This is a genomic window from Fodinibius sp. (assembly GCF_034521915.1).
In the GTDB taxonomy this organism is placed as follows: domain Bacteria; phylum Bacteroidota; class Rhodothermia; order Balneolales; family Balneolaceae; genus Fodinibius.
Genome location: NZ_JAXHLU010000010.1, coordinates 82,458 through 101,730, shown reverse-complemented (window position 1 = coordinate 101,730; position 19,273 = coordinate 82,458). Strand labels below are relative to the sequence as shown.

The window sequence follows — 19,273 nt, the reverse complement described above, 5'->3', positions numbered from 1 at the left end:
ATTAAAAACCTTTCATCAGAATAAAGAATGGAAATCCCCGGAGCTGTCTGCCTATTTTATAAGAAAGCTAAATGAAGCGGTAGGTACAGATTTGGACCCCCTAAACTTTCAGGGGATCGAAATGATCTGTTTTAATAAATGATAAGTCATAGGATTCCGTTTTGGCTATACTGCAAGCTAACACATAAACAGAGAGATTATGGCTGAACATATTTCGAGGAAAGATTTTCTTAAGACAACCGGATTGGGATTGACTGCTGCCACTTTGGGATTTCCCAACATTCTATTGTCCAAAGAGAAAGAAAAACTGGGAGTGGCCCTTGTAGGATTGGGCAGCTATAGTACCGGTCGTCTGGCACCCGGGTTGCAAAAAACGAAACACTGCGAACTGACGGGAATTGTAACGGGATCCCCCCATAAAGTACCTCGCTGGCAAAATCGATATGATATTCCCGATGGCAATGTGTATAACTATGAAAATATGCACGAGGTAGCCAATAATGACGATATTGATATTATATATGTAGTAACACCTCCGGGCGTTCATGCCAAATATTCTATCATTGGTGCAGAAGCGGGCAAGCATGTGTGGTGCGAAAAGCCGATGGCGATGAACGTCGAGGAATGTCAGTCAATTATAGATGCAGCTAATAAAAATGGTGTTTCACTGTCCATTGGCTACCGGTTGCAGCATGAACCTAATAATCGCACGATTATCCGATATGGAAAAGAGGAAACCTATGGTGCAGTTCGTGAAGTAAAAAGTGGAGCAGGCTATAACGGAAGGCATTCGGCTGATAGCTGGCGGCGAGATGCCGAAATGGGTGGTGGCGCGCTGTACGATATGGGGGTTTATCCTATTAATGCGTCCCGTTACTCCACAAATATGGAGCCCATTGCGGTTCGAGGGAAACAGTGGTCGGAGCGCGATATCTACAACGAAGTGGATGAGTTTACGGAGTTTGAACTCGAATTCCCCGATGGTGTTAAAGCTTTTGGTGAAACCAGCTTTGGCAAATCAACAAATTATCTGAATGTGGATTGTACGGATGGATGGTATCGCCTGCAACCATTTCAGACATACAGCGGCGTTAAGGGCGAGACCAGCGACGGCAAGAAATTGCCACCCGACCCTCATCACCAGCAGGCACGCCAGATGGATAATGAAGCCTTGGCTATTAAAGAAGATCGCGATCCTATTGTCCCGGGTATAGATGGATTACGAGATATTCGAATTGTTCAGGCAATTATGGAATCATCCGACAAAGATGGTGCAAAAATCAAACTATAAAAACTCTTGACCAAAGAGTTATGAATTTACAGATGATAATTTCACAAGTTTTCGAACAGATTTCAGGTTCCTGTTTGTAGCAGATGTATCCAAATGTTGTTGTATGAATCTGTTTGAAAACCGAGTTTTTTTATCAGATTGTTTATCAAGCTGAATATAAACCACCCGGTCTCCGACCTTAAAATTCTCGATATTGTTAGATAGTGCTTCCAGATTCTTAATTTTACCTCTTGAGGGTTGGGCCGATAAAAAAGTGATATAGTTTTTCCATCCCTCTCGATCAATAAAAGGGAACTGCTCTAGGATTTGCTTTAAACTTTGGGCAGTATAAACTACAACAGGTATTTTATAATCGAACGTATCTGCTATGTGGTCTTTTATCCGATTAGAAAGGGAGTGTTCATCCTGCGAGGGAGTATTAAAAATGACATTTCCACTCTGGATATAAGTAGAAATATTTTCAAAACCCATTCTCAAAAACATTTCTCGGAGCTCGTCCATTTTAAGTGGACGATGTCCTCCAACATTTATACCGCGAAGCAGGGCTATATAAGTAGTTAATTTATCCAAACCGTATGATCCAATATAGGTATAAAAAGGCAAAGCCGGTCAAGAATACCAATCCGCTCCAGCTAAGCCACTTTAGCCAGGGTTTAGGTTTACAGTTTTCGGGCATGTGACTGGCGGTGACTAATTTATAATTTAGGTAAGCTAATACCGGCGCGGTTAAGAATGACAATGTGGTCGCTAGGTCAACCATAAGGGTAAATGAGTCGCCCAGAAAATAAAGTACACCCAGTGAGAGAAGCGAAATAATAACAATTAAGGTACGATAGAGGCGCAAATCATCCACCTTGGTAAACGTTTCGGGTAATAGCACTTCGAGCATGCGTCGGCTTACGCGCGGATAGGCGTCGGTGACGGTAAGCGTGGTGCTAAACATGGTGGTAAAGGCACAGATGATGATCACCGGGTAGAGCCAGTCGCCTAGGCTTTCGGTGTATAATCCCAACAGCTGGTTGGCAAAAACGGCTCCGCTGCTGGCATACTCTTCTCCGCTTCCGTACATGACGAGCGCACCGAGCAGGAGAAATCCAAGTGCTAACAGTGCAGCACCGATATATCCGATATTAAAATCGAGCAGTGATTCTTTAAGCTTGGGACGGTATTGGGTTTGTTTTTCGCGCTCAAGCGTCCACAGCGAATGCCAGGCTGCTGCGTCTATTGGGATTGGCATCCATCCCATTAAGGCAATTAAAAACGATACTCCAGCCACATTCCATATACTTGGATAGTAGTTTGTAACTTCGTGCTGTCCCCCTTGGAAAAGAGCGGCTCCCAGGGCGACAATTGTTGATATGGCAAGTACGACCATGATCAATTTTATGGCACCGTCGAGGGCAGAATATTGTCCAGATATAAGTATAGTTATACAGATGGCCAGTAAGATAGCGCTCCATGCCAATGGAGATAGAGCAATACCGGTAAGCTCGGCAGCCAAGCTGGCACTTACAATGGTGACTGCAGCTTGTACGGCAAACATGGTGCCAAGGGTAAAGATTACAAAAATGCCAATGGCCCATTTGCCAAGACGGTTGTACCCTTCGATCATACTTTCGCCGGTGGCAATAGCATAGCGCGGGCCATATTCGAGGAAGGGATATTTAAAGAAATTGGCCAGAATTACCGCCCAGATAAGAGCAAAACCATAAGTAGCCCCAGCCCGAGTAGATTGTACAAGATGCGAAACGCCAATAGCTGCTGCTGCCATCAACAGGCCGGGTCCCAAACTCTGCTTTATTCCCTGCCAGCGATCAGTGTTCTGATTTTTATTCTTTTCTGTATCACGCACAGCAGATTGTGACTCTTCAGCCATAACAGGAATCTGTGATTGAGAAATTTGTGAAATTTGAAAGAACAATAACAAAATTGGGAGTGAAACTAAAAAGAAGGATTTAGGAATTTGGTTTGAATTGCTCGGGTCCGTCCATTACTACTCCTATGGGTTTGAGGTAATGATGAATGTTAATGGTGTTTTGATGATAATTTAGCACGTCTTTAAGCTGACGGTATACCTGCGGTGCTTCATCGAGTCCGCCGCCGCGGAGCTCAACGCCCATTTTTTGAAGATGATCGTAAATCATATCTGGCTTAATAGCTGATTGAGAGAGATCACGCCCTCTGTAATTACCTTTTGCCTGCGTTCGCGACATTAATCGACCCGCCCCGTGGATGGTTGAGTAAAGAGCCTTTTTACTTTGTTCTGACTCCCTGCCTTCGAGGATGACTGAGATATCGCCCATGCTACCTCCGACAAATCCGCGTTGACCTGGGAATGCCGGAGTAGCTCCTTTCCGAACCACAACCAGATGCTGTCCAAAGTGTTCTTCTTTCCACGCGAAATTGTGATTGTTATGAACCTCATCCAAAATGGTAGCATCAAATGCTTCAGCAAGTGTGTGACAGACCCATTCGCGGCCAGCATAGGCATAGCAACCGGCAAGGTTCATGGCGGCAAAATAATCTTGTCCCAGCGGCGTGTCGAGATCGAGGAGTACTTCTTTCTGTTCAAAATTGGCGTTCCACTCTTTACCTTGTGAAAGATTCATAAATCCCTGAGCTGTTTTATATCCAAAGCCCCGACTGCCAAAATGGACTCCTATCCAGATATAATCCTCTTCGTCATGGAACAGATCTACGTAGTGGTTGCCCGAACCAACGGTACCAAGTTGTTCGCGTGCGGTCTGTTTTAGTGATGAGGCTATCTTTTTATTTGGATAAGCATCCCATTCGGGGGCGTCAAAAAGGGAATGATCGGTCGGGGCGTCTGGATTTTCCTTGCCCAAGCCGAATTGGATACGGTCCTCAATGATGTCTAAAGCAGCAGAAGTATCAAAATCAGCGGTTGTTTTGTCCAGTTTTACAGCCATATTACCACAGCCGATATCGAAACCCACACCAACGGGAGAAACTTTGTTTTGGTAAGCCATGACTCCTCCAATCGGCATTATGTATCCCACATGCGCATCTGCCATAAGGGCACCGCGCTCGGCCCGCATCAGCACATCATGATATTGCTCAAGCGTATTTTCATCGGGTTGGCCGAAGATGGAGTTTTCTTCGGTTAATTGAGAAACCATTGTAATATCTATAGCTTTATTTGTTATACTTCCTTATACAATAATAACAGAAATCAGTTTTAAAATGATTAGCTGCCTTTGAATTTTTAAATATGTAAAACTGTTTGTACATAACAAGCTGGTAGTTAATAAAATATTCTTTGGAGGAATTTATGATTACGCGCCAAAACATCCTCGACCTTGCTAATAAAGAAAGTACCTATTGTGTATCAATTTATTTACCCACGCATAAAGCCGGTGAGGAAGTTCAGCAAGATCCTATCCGGTTAAAGAATTTGCTCACACAGGCTGTTGAGCAATTGAAAAACAGAGAACTCAGACAAAAAGAAATTGACGAGTTGCTGGATGATGCAATAAAGCTGTTGGATCAACCCAACTTCTGGCGACATAATGATAAGGGCTTAGCGTTATTTATAAGTGATGATGATTTTGAATATTACCGCATTCCGCATGCATTTAAAGAGCGGGTGATGGTTGATGATCATTTTTTAATCACTCCGCTGGTGCCCATGATTACGTTGGAAGGGACGTTCTGTATTTTAGCTCTCAGTCAAAAGAAAATGCGACTGCTAAAGTGTACACGTGCTAATGTTGAGGAAATTGAGCTCGAAGAAGCACCCGAAAGCCTGGAAGAGTTTTTGAAGTACGATGTTTATGAAGATAATCTTCAGCATCATGCCGGACAAGGGGCAAATGCCCAGGCGATCTTTCACGGACAGGGTGGATCGAGTGATACCAACACCGAGGAAGTCATAAATTACTTAAAAGCTGTTGAAAATGAAGTGACTTCGATTCTTCGTAAACGAAATGATCCGCTTATTTTGGCTGGGGTGAACGAAGCAATTGCTGAATACAAAAAGGTCAATAATTACAGTCGACTAATGGATCAAACTGTATCCGGAAATGCTGACCCAAAAAACAACGAAGAAATAAAAAATGAGGGCTGGAAAGTTATTAAATCGTACTTTCTGCAGAGTATGTACGATGATATTGAGCGTTTTGGCGACCTATCCGGATCGGAAAAACAGTCCGACAATTTATCCCAAATTGTAGAGGCGGCTTACTATGGAAAGGTTGAATCATTGTTTGTACCGATTGGAGAGCACAGCTGGGGTTGGTTTGATATGGAACGCGATACCGTACATCACAGTGCAGAACCTCAGAACGGGGAGCACGATTTGATAAACATGGCTGCTATCAAAACGCTAACCCAAAGTGGTAATGTATATGCACTCGATAAAGAAGATATGCCCAATGGTTCTTCAATTGCGGCTATATTTCGATATGCATAACGATCTTGCATAGATTTGATAGCATGTCTAGTTATTTCAGCAATATATTTGAAAAGGCATCGGCAAAACGGTCGATGCCTTTTATTTTTTAAAACATTTTTCATTCATAACCTTTACACTTAGGCACGAACAGCTTTTGCTAATTAAAACTATTGGATTATGAAATTACGTACACTTCTCGTTTCGCTATTGGTCTTACTTGCAGGGGTTGGAGTGCAGGCCCAAAGTCCGGCTGATGCCGAGGCCTCTATGGAATATTATCTGCCGCAGGATGTTGAATACGATGAGTCTATTCCTACCCCTCAAGAAATACTGGGTATGGTACCCGGAGAATGGCACGTCCGCCATGATCAGCTGGTACAGTATATGCGAGCAGTGGCCGGAGCATCCGATCGGGTGACACTTCATAAATTTGGCGAAACGTATGAAGATCGGGACTTGGTTTATTTAACCATTACATCTCCTTCTAATCATAATAATATCGATCAGATTCGAAAAGAGCACGTTTCGCTTACGAATCCGGCCAAATCTGATGAATTAAATACGGCCGAAATGCCCATTGTGTTGTATATGGGATATAGCATCCATGGCGACGAGTCGAGTGGTTCGAATGCGTCGATGCTTGTGGCTTATTATATGGCTGCGGCACAGGGCAAGGAGATCGAAGAAAAATTGCAGAATAGCGTAATTTTACTGGATCCAAGTCTAAATCCCGACGGATTAAATAGATTCGCCAGCTGGGCGAATACGCACAAGAGTAAAAACATGGTGGCTGATCCCAATAGCATGGAGCTTAACCAGCGCTGGCCGAGTGCCCGAACCAATCACTATTGGTTTGATTTGAACCGCGACTGGATGTTGGTTCAGCATCCCACAAGCCAGGGACGCATTAATAATTTCCACAAGTGGAAGCCCAATATTTTGACTGATCATCATGAGATGGGCACGAACTCTACATTCTTTTTCCAGCCTGGAATACAATCGCGCACCCATCCCATTACTCCGGAGAAAAACCAAAATTTAACGAAGGCTATTGCAGACTATCATGCAGAGATTTTTGATAAAAATAAGCGTCTATATTACTCTCAGGAAAGCTTCGATGATTTCTATTATGGGAAAGGCTCAACCTATCCCGATGTAAATGGTAGTATCGGTATTTTGTTTGAACAAGCCAGCTCTCGCGGACATGCACAGGAAAGTGAACACGGTGTTTTGAAGTTTCCCTTTACGATAAAGAACCAGTTTTTAACTTCGCTATCAACTTGGGATGCTTCACAGAATTTGCGGCAGGAGATCCTGAATTATCAGCGTAACTTTTATAAGCAGGCCAAGCGCGAAGGTGAGGATGCCGATATTGAGGGCTACGTTTTTGGTATCGAAGAAGACCAGGCCCGAACCTATCACTTAGCAGAGCTGTTGCGTCGACACAAAGTAGATTTATATGATTTAAAAATGGACATCACTGTTGATGGAGAGACTTTTAAAAGTGGATCATCGTATGTGATTCCATCAGATCAAAAACAGTACCGGTTTGTAAAAGCGTTATTTGAGCAACGTACTACCTTTACCGATAGCTTGTTTTATGATGTCTCGGCCTGGACCATGCCATACGCTTTTAATCTGCCATTTGCTGAACTGGAAGGCCGTGATTATAGCGATAATCTTCTCGGTAATAAAGTAGATGGATTGCCGGAGTTCCCAACCGGTGAAGTGCTGGGCGGTGAAAGTGACTATGCCTATGTATTTGAATGGGATGAATACTACGCACCACGAGCGGTAAATCGTCTGCTTGATGCGGGAGTACGGGTGAAAGTTGCATCGAAACCATTTACGGGCGTTACGGCAGAGGGTACCCAAAAATTTGATTATGGAACTATTTTGGTACCATTGGGGCCACAGTCGGTAGATCAGGAAAAGATCCATAAGCTCGTTAAACAGGCTGCAGATGAAGATGGCCTAACGGTTTATTCGGTTGGGACAGGACTTACTCCGAGCGGAATTGATTTGGGCAGCGGTTCTTTTGAAGATCTTGAAAAGCCATCTGTTGCTGTACTTTCCGGTGATGGTGCAAGCTCGTATGAAGTGGGTGAAGTATGGCATCTTTTGGATCAACGCTTTGATATGCCTCCCACTCTTTTTCCAATGGATCGCACCGAGCAAGCTGACTTGAGTCGGTATAATGTAATTGTGATGGTTAATGGCAATTATGATAATCTATCTGATCGGGCTATTGAAAAGATTAAACGCTGGACCCATAACGGGGGTACGCTCATCACTACAAAGTATGCCAACAATTGGGCCGAGCGGAATGGGCTGGCAAACATTGAATATCTTAAGGATGAAGAGTCCGAAGAAGAGAAGGAGGTAACGCCCAAGCCCTACGCGGATATGAGTAAGGCTCGCGGCGCACAATACATTGGAGGTACTATTTTTGATACCAAGCTCGATCTAACACACCCGCTGGGATATGGCTATAATGATGAAGATTTAACGGTTTTCCGCAATAGTACACTTTTCGTAAAAAAGGCCGAAAATCCCTATGCCACGCCATTATATTATACCGAAGATCCATTGGCCAGCGGCTATATTTCTGATGAAAACCTTGAAAAACTATCGGGTACCGCGGCTGTTGTGGTCAGTGATGTTGGCAGTGGACGTGTCATCTCGATGACTGATAATCCCAATTTCAGGGCCTTTTGGTTTGGTACGAACAAGCTATTCATGAATGCCATCTTTTTTGGCCAAACAATCGATGGAGGAGCGGGTAATTAATCCATAATAATAGTGCATTAACTTCTTTAGGCATGGAAATAATTTTAATTTCCATGCCTTTTTTATTTTCTCAAATATTTTGGTTGAACCCTGTTATATTCCAATAATCAAAAAATGAGTTAGTTCATATGAGTTTATTTAAGTCAAAATTAGATTTAAAACCTGTTTTTCAGGTCCTTTTTGCTATTATTATAGTTGGTGCTACAGGAGCGCTAATCCTATCGTTGAGCATTGACAGCATGGTACAATCCAGTCTGGAAAGTACTACGGCGGAGGTACTTAATACCTCGGTTGATGTTGAAGATGTTTCAATATCCCTTTTAAACGGTTCCGGAACCATAAAGGGATTTACGATTCACAATCCCGAAGGCTTTAGCGATAAGCCTGCCGCCAAGCTGCAAGAGATTTCTATAAAGTTGAAAGTGTCCTCTCTTCTTTCGAATACAGTTATTGTTAAAGAAATCCGCGTACAAAAGCCGGAGCTTTATTATGAGCAAAAAGCAACGGGTAATAACTTAGATGCGCTTACCGGTAACATGGGAGAATCATCCCCTTCGGATACAAATCTAATAGTTGAATACTTGTTGGTAGAAAATGGGCAGGTTACATTAGCAGCTGATATTGGCAGTGAGAAGTCTGTAAAAGCCGAATTTTCTAAAATAGAAATGGAGGGTATTGGTCGCAGTGGTAACAATACCATGGAACAGACGATACAGCAAATACTTAAACCTGTTTTGGAAAAGGCTCTGCAAGAAGCAGCCTCTCAGGGTTTGATGGATAAAGCAAAAGACACGTTGCAAGATATGCTTGACGGATAGCAGATTTCCTATCATCCTTATAAAAAAAGAGACACCCCATATTTAGAGATGTCTCTTTTTTCAATTGATAAATTTTAGGAAACTGGGTGCTTATAAAGCATTGGTCAGCTTATCGGTATAGTCCAGTTTTTCCCAGGGAAATTCACTGCGACCAAAGTGTCCGTATGCTGCGGTTTTTGAATAAATAGGTCGTTTTAGATTGAATCGACTGATAATGCCTGCGGGTGTCAGATCAAACGTCTGCTTAATAGCTTGTGCTAATTCAGCATCTTTTACTTTTCCGGTGCCATAAGTATTTACATTAACCGAAACAGGTTCTGCAATACCGATAGCATAAGCAAGTTGTATAAGGCATTCTTCGGCCAGACCAGCGGCAACAACATTCTTTGCAATATGTCTTGAAGCATAGGCCGCACTCCGATCTACTTTTGATGGGTCCTTTCCGGAGAAAGCACCGCCGCCGTGTGCACCGCGTCCGCCATACGTATCGACAATAATTTTTCGTCCTGTCAGCCCGGTATCTCCATGTGGACCTCCAATCACAAATTTTCCGGTGGGATTTACATGGAGAATTGTTTCTGCATCCATTAACTCTTCCGAGATAACTTCCGGGATAAGATGCTTTTTCAGGTCCTCTTTAATTTTTATTTGATCAACGCCCTCGTCGTGCTGTGTAGAAATAACAATGGTATCCACTCTTTTGGGATTTCCCTCGTCATCATATTCTACCGTAACCTGACTCTTACTGTCGGGAGCAAGATATGGCAGCAATGCTGTTTCTTTGCGGATGTGCGCCAGCTCCCGAAGTAAATCGTGGGAATACTGAAGCGTCATCGGCATGTAGGTATCCGTTTCATTGGTAGCGTAGCCAAACATCATACCCTGGTCACCGGCTCCCATTTCTTTATCTTCGCCTTCGTCAACGCCTTGTGCAATATCCGGACTCTGCTGGTGAATGGTTGTCAAAACGCCACACGATTCCGAATCGAAGCGATACGAGTTTTTGGTGTATCCGATATTTCGGATGACATCACGTGTTATTTCTTGAACATCTACATAAGCTTCGGTCGTAACTTCTCCGGAAATAACGGCAAGCCCGGTTGTTACCAATGTTTCTACGGCAACCCGTGAATCGGGATCGCGTTCTAGCATTGCATCGAGGATGGAATCAGAAATTTGATCAGCCACTTTATCGGGGTGCCCTTCTGATACAGATTCGGAAGTGAAAAGGTTTTTCATTTGAGTAAAAAAGTTCGTGTAATAGTGATTATTAAGAAGCCTTGAAGCTACAAAAATATGTATAATTATGCAGGATGATCTGTCAGTAAAAAAAGCCCCATTATTTTTAGAGTGTACGTTTTTTAATAAAGAGTTATGCAGGTAATAAAAACGCTGTTTTAAGCTTTGCAATAATACGCCATCAATAATATGAACGACTCCCTTTGTGCCTAGAAGTTCAATATTTCCAGCTTGGTCAGTCAGCATACGCTGCCGTTAATTTCTAAGTCTGCACCGTTAATCCATGTTAACATCGCCACGCTACGCTTGTAGCGTAATATTAACAGGACACCGGTTAAAACGCTCGAAAGGAAACGTTCTTAGTTTTAATAAGAGATCGGGAGTTGTTGTTTCTATTCTGTTACGTGATTAACAGGGAATAATGAAATTTGATAATCAAATATCATGGAAATTAATTACTTATTTTTTGATGTATCTAATTAAATAAATCCCCTTCTTTTTTATCGGGATTTACTCCTAAATACTCAAAAGCCTGGCGGGTTGCGATTCGTCCCTTTGGTGTTCTTTGCAGAAACCCTTCCTTAATTAGGTATGGTTCATAAACTTCTTCGATAGTACCTTTGTCTTCTCCTACAGCAACACCCAGCGTTCCCAATCCCACGGGACCTCCTTCGTAATTTTCGATAATTGCTTTTAAAATACGGATATCCATTTCATCCAGCCCATTCTCGTCAACATCAAGAGCATTTAGAGCTGTATCGGCAATTTCATCGTTAATAGTATCCATATCTTTTACTTGGGCAAAGTCACGCGTACGCCGTAACAGTTTATTGACAATTCGAGGTGTGCCCCGACTACGGCGCGCAATTTCGTGTGCTCCTGTTTCAGTGATACCCATATTCAAAATGCTGGCCGTGCGGAGTGCAATGCGCTGCAGGAGTTCAACATCGTAGTAGTCGAGCCGCATGTCGATACCAAAGCGAGCACGCAGCGGTGCGGTAAGCAGTCCTTTTCGCGTGGTTGCGCCCACTAGTGTAAAGCGGTTGAGTTCGATTTGGATACTGCGGGCATTGGGACCCGAATCGATTACAATATCCAGCTGGTAGTCTTCCATGGCTGAATACAGGTATTCCTCTACAACCGGATTAAGTCGATGAATTTCATCAATGAAAAGGACATCGCCCTCTTCGAGATTGGTGAGCATGCCGGCAAGGTCACCTGGCTTTTCAAGAACAGGTCCCGTGGTCGGTTTAATTTGAACGCCCATCTCATTGGCAATAATATGGGCTAATGTCGTTTTCCCCAAGCCGGGAGGTCCCGAAAGAATAACGTGATCTAAAGCCTCATCACGTTTTTGGGCAGCCTCAATAAAAACCGAAAGATTTTGAATAACTTTCTTTTGGCCGATAAACTCGCTGATGCGAGTTGGCCGCAGCGTGCGTTCAAACTCTTGGTCATTATCAGAAGCGTCTAACAGTGGGTTTTGCAAAATAAATGTGGAATGAGTTAACCAACTTTTACGGCAAGTAAATTAACTCATTATTTGCAAAGTTTCGAAAGCTTATTTGCCTTCCTTAATCTGCTCTTCAAAGTTATCGAAATCAACATTCCCCAATTTATAATCCAGTTTTTTAAGCAGCCTGAAAGAGGGTTTACGATAAATGCCATCCATGGAATAAACTTTATGAATAGCTTCCCGTGCTTTTTCCAGTTGCTCAATATTGATAAAGGCATTTCCCATATACCAATACGCTTTTTCTTCTAAGACATCTCTTTTAGTATCTCTTTTTATAACGGCCTTAAATGATTCGATTGATTCACCGAATTTCCCGCTATTGTACTGTATAATACCTTTATTTAGATACGCCTTTGTAGCGGCAGATTCGTCGCCATATTTGTTTATAATTTTATCGTAGGCAGCAATAGCTTTTGATATATCACCGGAAAGTGCGGCTTCGAATCCCCGGTTGAGCAGTGAATCTGCTGGGAGTGTTGCTGTTTTTTGGCTGCGAAATACTTCCGCAGAGGAAAGATTCTCTGCCAGATTAAATTGGCCGGGTACTTCGCTCTGTAATGATTTGTTTGTATCTAGTTGAAAGAAGTTGATTGAAACAACTAACAGTGCAACTGCAGCAGCGGCCGCCATCCATTTCCAGGAATTCTGAATAGAGTAAATAATACTGCTTTCTTCGGCAGAGGTGGAGTTATTGTTGGAAGAACGTTTTTCAAGAATAGACTTTACACCCAACTCAGTCTTTAAAAGCTCAATATAGTCGGGATGCTGGAGAAGTTTTTCCCAGAGTTCTTGGGCTTCCTCCTCTGACAGTTTGCCCTTAACATAGGCATCAATTTGCTTTTCCAGTTCTATGTCTCTTGACATTTTGTTCATTCTCAAATTTTAAATTATGTGCTTTAAATAGTGTTAAACCATCTTAATATCTCAAGGTCTGTATGTAAGACCCTTGAGAAACCCAATCCTTACATTATAATTTACTTTTTTCTTGGTAGCAGTCGTTAAGCTTTTGAATAAGCCGATGTTTCCGCGTCCAAACGTTGTTAACGCTAATATCAAAGTGTTTTGCTACTTTTTTAGCATGTGAGTCGGGATGATCAAACCAATACTGCATAAATTCCTGGTATTTCTCTTTAAGCTGACTTAAGCAATACTCAAGCAGGCGTTCCTGTTCTTCATCCAGCAGTGATTGCAACTGTGTAGGGGCCTGTTGGTGATTCATCGGGGATTTCATCCGTTGCCTCAGGGCGTTTTTTCTTCTGCATTTTCAGGTAGTTATTTCTGCATATCGACAGAATATATGAAACCACCTGATCAGGGTTATTTACTCGATCTTCCTTGATTACCTCAAGCGAAGTAAGAAGAGAATCCTGTGCACAATCCTCGGCATCAGACCGATTTGCGTTCATGTGAATGCGAAGAAATGCTATTAACCTTGGGCGGAGCGCCTCTATGATTTTGTTTGCCTCTTGCGTGTTGTTCTCTTGTACGGCTGAAACTAAATTCGCGTAGTCCATAGTCTATTATTCAAAAAGCCAATGTTGTTATAAAAACTATAAAAAGTTAGGCAATAAACAACAGTTACATTAACTTTGAGTAGAAAAGCTATGAATAATTTCTTTTTATCCCATTAAAATTACTTGGAAAGCCCAAATCCGAACGGTGGTTAATGTATCGAGTTCAACTTAAAAATTTTGAAGGTCCACTCGATCTTCTTCTCTTTTTTATAAAACGCGATGAGCTTGATATCTACGATATTCCCATCTCTTATATAACCAATCAGTTCCTGGAGTATATTAATTTAATGGAAGAGCTGGATTTAGATGTCGCCAGCGAGTTTATTTTGATGGCCAGCATGCTAATGTCGATTAAGGCCAAGATGATGCTTCCCCAGGAAGAATCCGATGAAGAGCTCGATGAGCACGATCCCCGGTACGAACTGGTACAGCGCCTGCTCGAATATAAGCGTTACAAGGAGATGGCCGGGAAGATGGAAGATGTGGCTGAAGAAGCACAGAAATCATATTTTCGCGGATATACTGAGGTCGACCAAGTGGATAAGCAGGCCAGCGGCGAAGCCCTGAAGGATGTAACCATGTTTGATTTGATGGCGGCTTTTAAGAAGGTATTGGCCGATATCAAAAAACAGGAAAGCGTGCACCATGTCGAAAAGATAGAATTTACCATTGAAGAGCAGAGTGAGTATGTGTTGGATCGCCTGCAGCAAAATGGACGCACTTCTTTTAGGGCGATGTGTGATGAACTTCAAAACCTGACAAAGATCGTCGTCACTTTTTTGGCGATTTTGGAGATGCTCAAAGAGCGTCAGATCAACTTGTATATAGAAGATGATGATCCAACGGAGTTTTATCTGGATTTAAAGCCGGTTGATGAAATTATTGGCACACCTGAAACTAATCAGAATTAATAAAGAAAATAGCGTTACTTATGAAATTGCACTTGCAATCTGTTCTTATTGGACTATTAATATTTACCGCAAGCTGTGCGGGATCTGAGCCGTCGAGCCAGAATCAATCTTCGGAACCTATTACCGACACTGAGCAATTATTGGGTTTCCAAAAAGAAATATCGACGGATTATTTAAAGTCCCATCTGATGGCTTTTGCACATGATTCTATGAGAGGACGCGAAACGGGTACGCCTGCCGAAAAGAAGGCCGCAAATTTTCTTGCCGAAGAGTATGAGCAGCTGGGATTAGCCCCGGTTGGTGATAACGGCAGTTATTTTCAGAGCTTTAACCTCAATGCATCAAAAAGTGACAGCATTGTTTTTAAATTGTATAAGAAGAATGATTCTACAAAAGTACAGGTTGATCGATCGGTAGCCAGCAGCGACCAAACGGCAAATTTCGCACAACTTTTTGGTGGTACTGATACTCTAAAAGGACAAGTTGTATTTGCGGGCTTTGGTGTCAATGATAAGGAACACGATGTTGCCCATTTGGATGGTGTTGATCTAAAAGATAAGTGGGTCATGGTATTTCAAAATACCCCAAACGTTGTAGATGGGGATACGCTTATTAATCCCAAGATAGATGCTCGGGCACGATTTCAGATGATAATGCGTCAGGGAGCGGAGGGAATTTTGATTATACCGGCTAAGGAACCTCGAGAATTTGATGTAATAGCACAAAAAATGCAGGGCAGCTTTGGAGAAGTCGGACGTATGAGGTTGGCTTATCGGGACAAAAGTGGGAGTTCTTCAAGCGGATTTAGCGGTGGATATAATGTGATAAACCCAGCATTAGCTGCAAAGTTATTGGGATTGAATTCTGTAGAAGAAATAACAGGGTATCGTCAGAAGCTGGTCGAAAATATTACCGAGTTTCAGCCCAAAGAGCTGAGCTATGAATTGACACAAATTCCTTATTCCTCCACAGAAACCATTAGTTCCCAAAATGTTTTGGCCTTTTATGAAGGAGCCGATCCGGAATTAAAAGATGAAGTGGTGGTACTGACTTCCCACTACGATCATGTAGGTATCGGAGAGCCGGATTCTACCGGTGATCGTATTTACAACGGCGCAGACGATGACGGAAGCGGAACAATAGGGCTTTTGAATATTGCCAAAGCATTTGCTGAAGCTGAAAGGAACGGGATAAAAACCAAGCGCTCTATTTTATTTTTGAATGTCTCTGCCGAGGAAAAAGGACTGCTTGGTTCACGGTATTATTCCGACCACCCTGTGTTTTCAATGGAAAAAACGGTGGCAAATTTGAATACCGACATGATTGGCCGTGTAGATTCGACCCACAAAAGCAAAGGCATTGAAAAGTATGCCTATATCATTGGCGCGGAACTGATTTCTTCGGATCTGGATAGCCTTATTAAAGTTGCCAATCAGGAATCGGGACAAATAAAGCTGAATAAAAGGTACAACGATTTGAACGATCCCCAACAGTTTTATCGGCGAAGTGATCACTGGCATTTTGGCCGTAAAAAAGTACCCTTTGCCTTTTTCTTTTCGGGTATCCATGAAGATTATCACCGTCCATCAGATGAAGTACATAAAATCCGTTTTGAAAAAATGACAAGCATTCTGCGTACGATGTATGCCACGACCGTTATGATTGCCAATGCCGACCATGCCCCTGCTGTTGACAATCAGCAGTTTATTGAGATTACGAAGAGTGATAATTAGGGAGTTTGAGTCAAGATGCGAAAGGATTTTAGGGTGTCGGAAAAAATATTTTGGATTAGACAGCTTGTCCTGGTAATCTGTTAATCGGGGTTATAATTTTCCTTATCCAAATTATTATCTAACCTTAACATCTTTACCGGCCTACTACAATAAAAGGCGCCCAGTAAACCGGATGATTAAACAGGGGATGTTTAATCATTTTGAGTTTGGCTTCGCGCATGGCTTTAGCCTTGCCTCCAAAAGGGATAGATTGGTCCCACCCAATCCAGCGAAGGGCACTATCAATCCACCCTCTGCTTGTGTCTTGTTGAAGAAGTGATTTGTAAAATTCGTTCATAAATGATGCTGTTGATCGGTCGTACACATTCCACAGGCTTACCACAACCGTTGAGGTGCCGGCATAGAAAAAAGATCGTTGCATGCCCAGCATGCCCTCTCCGTCAACCATTTTGCCAAGTCCCGTGTTACAGGCACTGAGTACGACCATATCCGAGTTAATATTCATCCCGAAAATTTCGGAGCTCCGCAGCATGCCATCCTCGGTGGATGAGGCCGAAATTTTGCTTTTGGTTGAAAGTGCCAAACCGCTGCGATTGGGCTGATTTTCATCAATAATGCCATGTGTAGCCAGGTGGACGTATTGGTAGTTATTTTGTCGCAATAAATTTTTCAGTTCCTCTTCTGATACCTGTTCATTTTTTAGAATAGATGCGTTCTGGAAATGTGTGGCAATGGAATCAACTTCGATAAGTGTAGACGGCAGGTTGCTCAGATTACTTCGTTGCAAAGTACGTTCATTATTACCTATAAAATTGGAGCCTGCAACGGCAAGTAAATCTTTCCGGTTTAGTGATTCCGGATCTTTTAAAAGTGTAAGGCTGGTAAGAGAAGGTATATATTTGATGTTATAATTTTCTATTAGATACTGGTCGCCCTGCGAAATAGCCTCAAACGGCAGGTAGGCAAGCGCACCATCTGGAACAATGGTCAGGTTTGAATAGTTGTCAAGATCATTCTCAAAGGGCTTTAAAAGGAATTCATAAAGTGCCGCAGATTCGGATCGCAACCGCGTACGCGGAGCGTTTGAAAGAATAGCATCCTTAAAATCAGTTACCATAGTAGTGAGCTGTGTAGCAAGTTCCTCACTATTGCCGGGTCGTGACAGCGTTTCAATTCGCACTTTACTTTGACTAATTAAAAAAGCCAATAGCTTGTTGCCGGCCAGAGCATATTCCAAGATAACGGTTTGCTCGTCAACGCTGTTTTGGGCTTGTCTAAGACTTATCGGTTTTGGAGATTGCAGAGATTTTAGCTGGGGATGTTTATTCCGCAACTCATTTTCGTAGGAGGCATATGCAAGTTGGGCGTCCCGAATTTTTTTTCGGAGCTCTTCTCGTTTTTGAGTATTAATGGCGCTTTCGAGCTGACTGTAAAGCTGTTCAATCTGTTTTCTTTTCTGATTGCGTTCGAGGCGAACTTTTTCGGGTAGCTGCTCATCAATATTTTGGTAGGCCTTTGCCAACTCATCGATGAGTGCTCTTGCCTTGGCCTGTTCAACCAGTTTATAAGCCCGGGCAACATCCGAAGTATAGATTAATACCCACGAGGCCACCTCGGTATAAAAATCGGAATGCTTGACAAAATAGCCCGATTTAAAATCAGAAAGGGCTCCGGCATTTGCCCGGTTTTCTTCAATGATATTAATAGCTTTTTGTCCGTAGATAATAGAGCTGTCTGAACCTACTTGGTGATATTGTTGGCTGAGGTCTTTGAGCGGGGTAAGCTGCCTTCTGCCTGGTAAATATTGACTGTAGCTGTATGCTTTTTTAAAATGGTTCAGTGCTTCTTGATCCCGACCTTTGGCACGATCAATTCTGCCTAAATAGGTTGTAGCCTTTTCCAGCATGTCATAGCTGTCGGTGGAATCGCCCATGGCTTTCAGTCGGCTGGCAAAGGTAGTAGCCTGCTTATAATCTTCTTGATCAACAGTTAAGCGGAGCATAGTGGATAAAGAAGTAGCTATATCATAAGGATTGCCAACCTGTTCCCGAAGCTTGAGCGCCTTGCGATAGTAATCTGCAGCTACTTTCTTGTTACCCTTTTCCCAATAAAGTTGACCTATGTTATTGGTCGTTGTAGCAATATCCAGTGGTCCGGAAATCTCCTTCTTCATCGTCAGGCTCTGCTCGTAATAATCGATGGCTTTATCGTATTCACTCAGCTTTTTATAAAGCACTCCGAGGTTATTAAGGATGGTTGCAGTAAGTTGAGGGGTGGAAGCCTGACGGCTATTATCTAACGCTTGTTTGTAAGAAACCAATGCCTGGTCGTAATTGGCAAGGTTTCTTTGTGCCGCTCCAATACGGTTATAGATATTAGCAAGCAGATGCACGCTATCAATTTCCTGGCGTATATTCAGGCTTCTATGGTAATATTCCAAGGCCTTGTCATAGAGAGAGAGCTCAGCATAAACGCCCCCGATATTGGATAAGGCAATGGCTCTGAATCGTTTGTTTGTATAATAGTTAAGGGCTTGTTGATAGTTTTTGAGGGCATTGGAATGGTTACCCCTGCGAGAGTGGACACTTGCCAAATTATTATAGACCGTCCCGATTAAAAGGCTGTCGTCCGATTCTTGAGCTAGTGGCAGAGCTTTGGCATAATATTTTTGGGCCTGATTTGTCTTTCCCATTCTGTTAGACGACCACCCCATACTAGTGTAAAGGTCGCCTCGATTGTATGTGTCATTGGCGGGATGGTCAACTTCTAAGAGTTTCTTATACAGTTCCATAGCCTGCTCGTTTTTAGACCGATAGACCATAGCGCTGGCATATTCTTTTCCGGCTTTCAGCCAAGAAGCCGTATCCTGGAATTGCCGGTATAAGTTATAGGCTTCACGATAATAGAATTCTGACTCCGCCATTTTTCCTTTGTTGTCATATTCCTTACCCTGTTTGAAGAGAGAGTCAGCAAGCTGTATGCTTTGCCCCATACCTGATAGAGGGAGGCAAATAAAAAATGTAAGGCAAATGAGAAGCCGTTTCATA

Annotated in this window: 15 protein-coding genes; 6 read left to right on the top strand and 9 right to left on the bottom strand. The window is 42.7% G+C overall.

The genetic code is table 11. The features are described from left to right. The first annotated feature begins 199 nt into the window (after window positions 1-199). On the top strand, window positions 200-1,291 hold the full coding sequence (locus tag U5J89_RS07440) for a Gfo/Idh/MocA family oxidoreductase (RefSeq protein WP_322574978.1): 1,092 nt from the start codon (window positions 200-202) through the stop codon (window positions 1,289-1,291). A gap of 18 nt (window positions 1,292-1,309) precedes the next feature. Here the strand turns inward: U5J89_RS07440 and U5J89_RS07435 are convergent, their stop codons facing one another. The 3 genes from U5J89_RS07435 to U5J89_RS07425 form a co-directional block, all read right to left on the bottom strand. Continuing rightward, a complete protein-coding gene (locus tag U5J89_RS07435) occupies window positions 1,310-1,861 on the bottom strand; it encodes a DUF1697 domain-containing protein (RefSeq protein ID WP_322574977.1) in 552 nt (183 codons plus the stop codon). Then, window positions 1,854-3,167, bottom strand: a complete 1,314-nt coding sequence (locus U5J89_RS07430) for an Nramp family divalent metal transporter (RefSeq protein WP_322574976.1) — start codon at window positions 3,165-3,167, stop codon at window positions 1,854-1,856. Before U5J89_RS07430 ends, U5J89_RS07435 begins: the two co-directional genes overlap by 8 nt. A gap of 79 nt (window positions 3,168-3,246) precedes the next feature. After that, entirely contained in the window at window positions 3,247-4,431 is a 1,185-nt protein-coding gene (locus tag U5J89_RS07425) for an RtcB family protein (protein ID WP_322574975.1), read from the bottom strand. Between the two features lie 152 nt (window positions 4,432-4,583). On the opposite strand from U5J89_RS07425, the gene U5J89_RS07420 reads away from it, so the two are divergent. From U5J89_RS07420 to U5J89_RS07410, 3 genes are all read left to right on the top strand, one after another. After that, window positions 4,584-5,723 (top strand): hypothetical protein, encoded by a 1,140-nt coding sequence (locus U5J89_RS07420; RefSeq protein ID WP_322574974.1) that lies wholly within the window; start codon window positions 4,584-4,586, stop codon window positions 5,721-5,723. Window positions 5,724-5,882: 159 nt separating this feature from the next. Further along, window positions 5,883-8,495 (top strand): M14 family metallopeptidase, encoded by a 2,613-nt coding sequence (locus U5J89_RS07415; RefSeq protein ID WP_322574973.1) that lies wholly within the window; start codon window positions 5,883-5,885, stop codon window positions 8,493-8,495. A gap of 128 nt (window positions 8,496-8,623) precedes the next feature. Next, window positions 8,624-9,313 (top strand): AsmA family protein, encoded by a 690-nt coding sequence (locus U5J89_RS07410; protein WP_322574972.1) that lies wholly within the window; start codon window positions 8,624-8,626, stop codon window positions 9,311-9,313. Between the two features lie 90 nt (window positions 9,314-9,403). On the opposite strand, the gene metK is transcribed toward U5J89_RS07410, so the two are convergent. The 5 genes from metK to U5J89_RS07385 form a co-directional block, all read right to left on the bottom strand. Beyond that, window positions 9,404-10,552, bottom strand: a complete 1,149-nt coding sequence (metK, locus tag U5J89_RS07405) for a methionine adenosyltransferase (RefSeq protein ID WP_322574971.1) — start codon at window positions 10,550-10,552, stop codon at window positions 9,404-9,406. Between the two features lie 475 nt (window positions 10,553-11,027). Beyond that, window positions 11,028-12,041 (bottom strand): Holliday junction branch migration DNA helicase RuvB, encoded by a 1,014-nt coding sequence (ruvB, locus tag U5J89_RS07400; RefSeq protein WP_322574970.1) that lies wholly within the window; start codon window positions 12,039-12,041, stop codon window positions 11,028-11,030. Between the two features lie 72 nt (window positions 12,042-12,113). After that, window positions 12,114-12,932 carry a tetratricopeptide repeat protein gene (locus tag U5J89_RS07395; RefSeq protein WP_322574969.1) on the bottom strand — a complete coding sequence of 273 codons (819 nt, stop codon included), beginning with the start codon at window positions 12,930-12,932 and terminating at the stop codon, window positions 12,114-12,116. Window positions 12,933-13,035: 103 nt separating this feature from the next. Beyond that, window positions 13,036-13,260 carry a hypothetical protein gene (locus U5J89_RS07390; protein ID WP_322574968.1) on the bottom strand — a complete coding sequence of 75 codons (225 nt, stop codon included), beginning with the start codon at window positions 13,258-13,260 and terminating at the stop codon, window positions 13,036-13,038. After that, on the bottom strand, window positions 13,241-13,582 hold the full coding sequence (locus tag U5J89_RS07385; protein WP_322574967.1) for a hypothetical protein: 342 nt from the start codon (window positions 13,580-13,582) through the stop codon (window positions 13,241-13,243). The genes U5J89_RS07390 and U5J89_RS07385 overlap by 20 nt, the downstream gene beginning before the upstream one ends. Window positions 13,583-13,734: 152 nt before the next feature. Between U5J89_RS07385 and U5J89_RS07380 the strand changes: the two genes are divergently transcribed. Both U5J89_RS07380 and U5J89_RS07375 read left to right on the top strand, forming a co-directional pair. Continuing rightward, entirely contained in the window at window positions 13,735-14,493 is a 759-nt protein-coding gene (locus tag U5J89_RS07380) for a segregation and condensation protein A (RefSeq protein WP_322574966.1), read from the top strand. Between the two features lie 20 nt (window positions 14,494-14,513). Then, window positions 14,514-16,226 (top strand): M28 family peptidase, encoded by a 1,713-nt coding sequence (locus U5J89_RS07375; protein WP_322574965.1) that lies wholly within the window; start codon window positions 14,514-14,516, stop codon window positions 16,224-16,226. Window positions 16,227-16,359: 133 nt separating this feature from the next. Here the strand turns inward: U5J89_RS07375 and U5J89_RS07370 are convergent, their stop codons facing one another. Beyond that, window positions 16,360-19,218: a CHAT domain-containing protein gene (locus U5J89_RS07370; RefSeq protein ID WP_322574964.1), complete on the bottom strand. Its 2,859-nt coding sequence runs from the start codon at window positions 19,216-19,218 to the stop codon at window positions 16,360-16,362. Between the last annotated feature and the right edge of the window lie 55 nt (window positions 19,219-19,273).

What these genes read in the sequence shown, in the direction of transcription:
- U5J89_RS07440 (WP_322574978.1), top strand. Translation starts at nt 200, where the DNA reads ATGGCTGAACATATTTCGAGGAAAGATTTTCTTAAGACAACCGGATTG.
- U5J89_RS07430 (WP_322574976.1), bottom strand. Translation starts at nt 3,167, where the DNA reads ATGGCTGAAGAGTCACAATCTGCTGTGCGTGATACAGAAAAGAATAAA.
- U5J89_RS07425 (WP_322574975.1), bottom strand. Translation starts at nt 4,431, where the DNA reads ATGGTTTCTCAATTAACCGAAGAAAACTCCATCTTCGGCCAACCCGAT.
- U5J89_RS07420 (WP_322574974.1), top strand. Translation starts at nt 4,584, where the DNA reads ATGATTACGCGCCAAAACATCCTCGACCTTGCTAATAAAGAAAGTACC.
- U5J89_RS07415 (WP_322574973.1), top strand. Translation starts at nt 5,883, where the DNA reads ATGAAATTACGTACACTTCTCGTTTCGCTATTGGTCTTACTTGCAGGG.
- U5J89_RS07410 (WP_322574972.1), top strand. Translation starts at nt 8,624, where the DNA reads ATGAGTTTATTTAAGTCAAAATTAGATTTAAAACCTGTTTTTCAGGTC.
- metK (WP_322574971.1), bottom strand. Translation starts at nt 10,552, where the DNA reads ATGAAAAACCTTTTCACTTCCGAATCTGTATCAGAAGGGCACCCCGAT.
- U5J89_RS07395 (WP_322574969.1), bottom strand. Translation starts at nt 12,932, where the DNA reads ATGTCAAGAGACATAGAACTGGAAAAGCAAATTGATGCCTATGTTAAG.
- U5J89_RS07385 (WP_322574967.1), bottom strand. Translation starts at nt 13,582, where the DNA reads ATGGACTACGCGAATTTAGTTTCAGCCGTACAAGAGAACAACACGCAA.
- U5J89_RS07380 (WP_322574966.1), top strand. Translation starts at nt 13,735, where the DNA reads ATGTATCGAGTTCAACTTAAAAATTTTGAAGGTCCACTCGATCTTCTT.
- U5J89_RS07375 (WP_322574965.1), top strand. Translation starts at nt 14,514, where the DNA reads ATGAAATTGCACTTGCAATCTGTTCTTATTGGACTATTAATATTTACC.
- U5J89_RS07370 (WP_322574964.1), bottom strand. Translation starts at nt 19,218, where the DNA reads ATGGGGCAAAGCATACAGCTTGCTGACTCTCTCTTCAAACAGGGTAAG.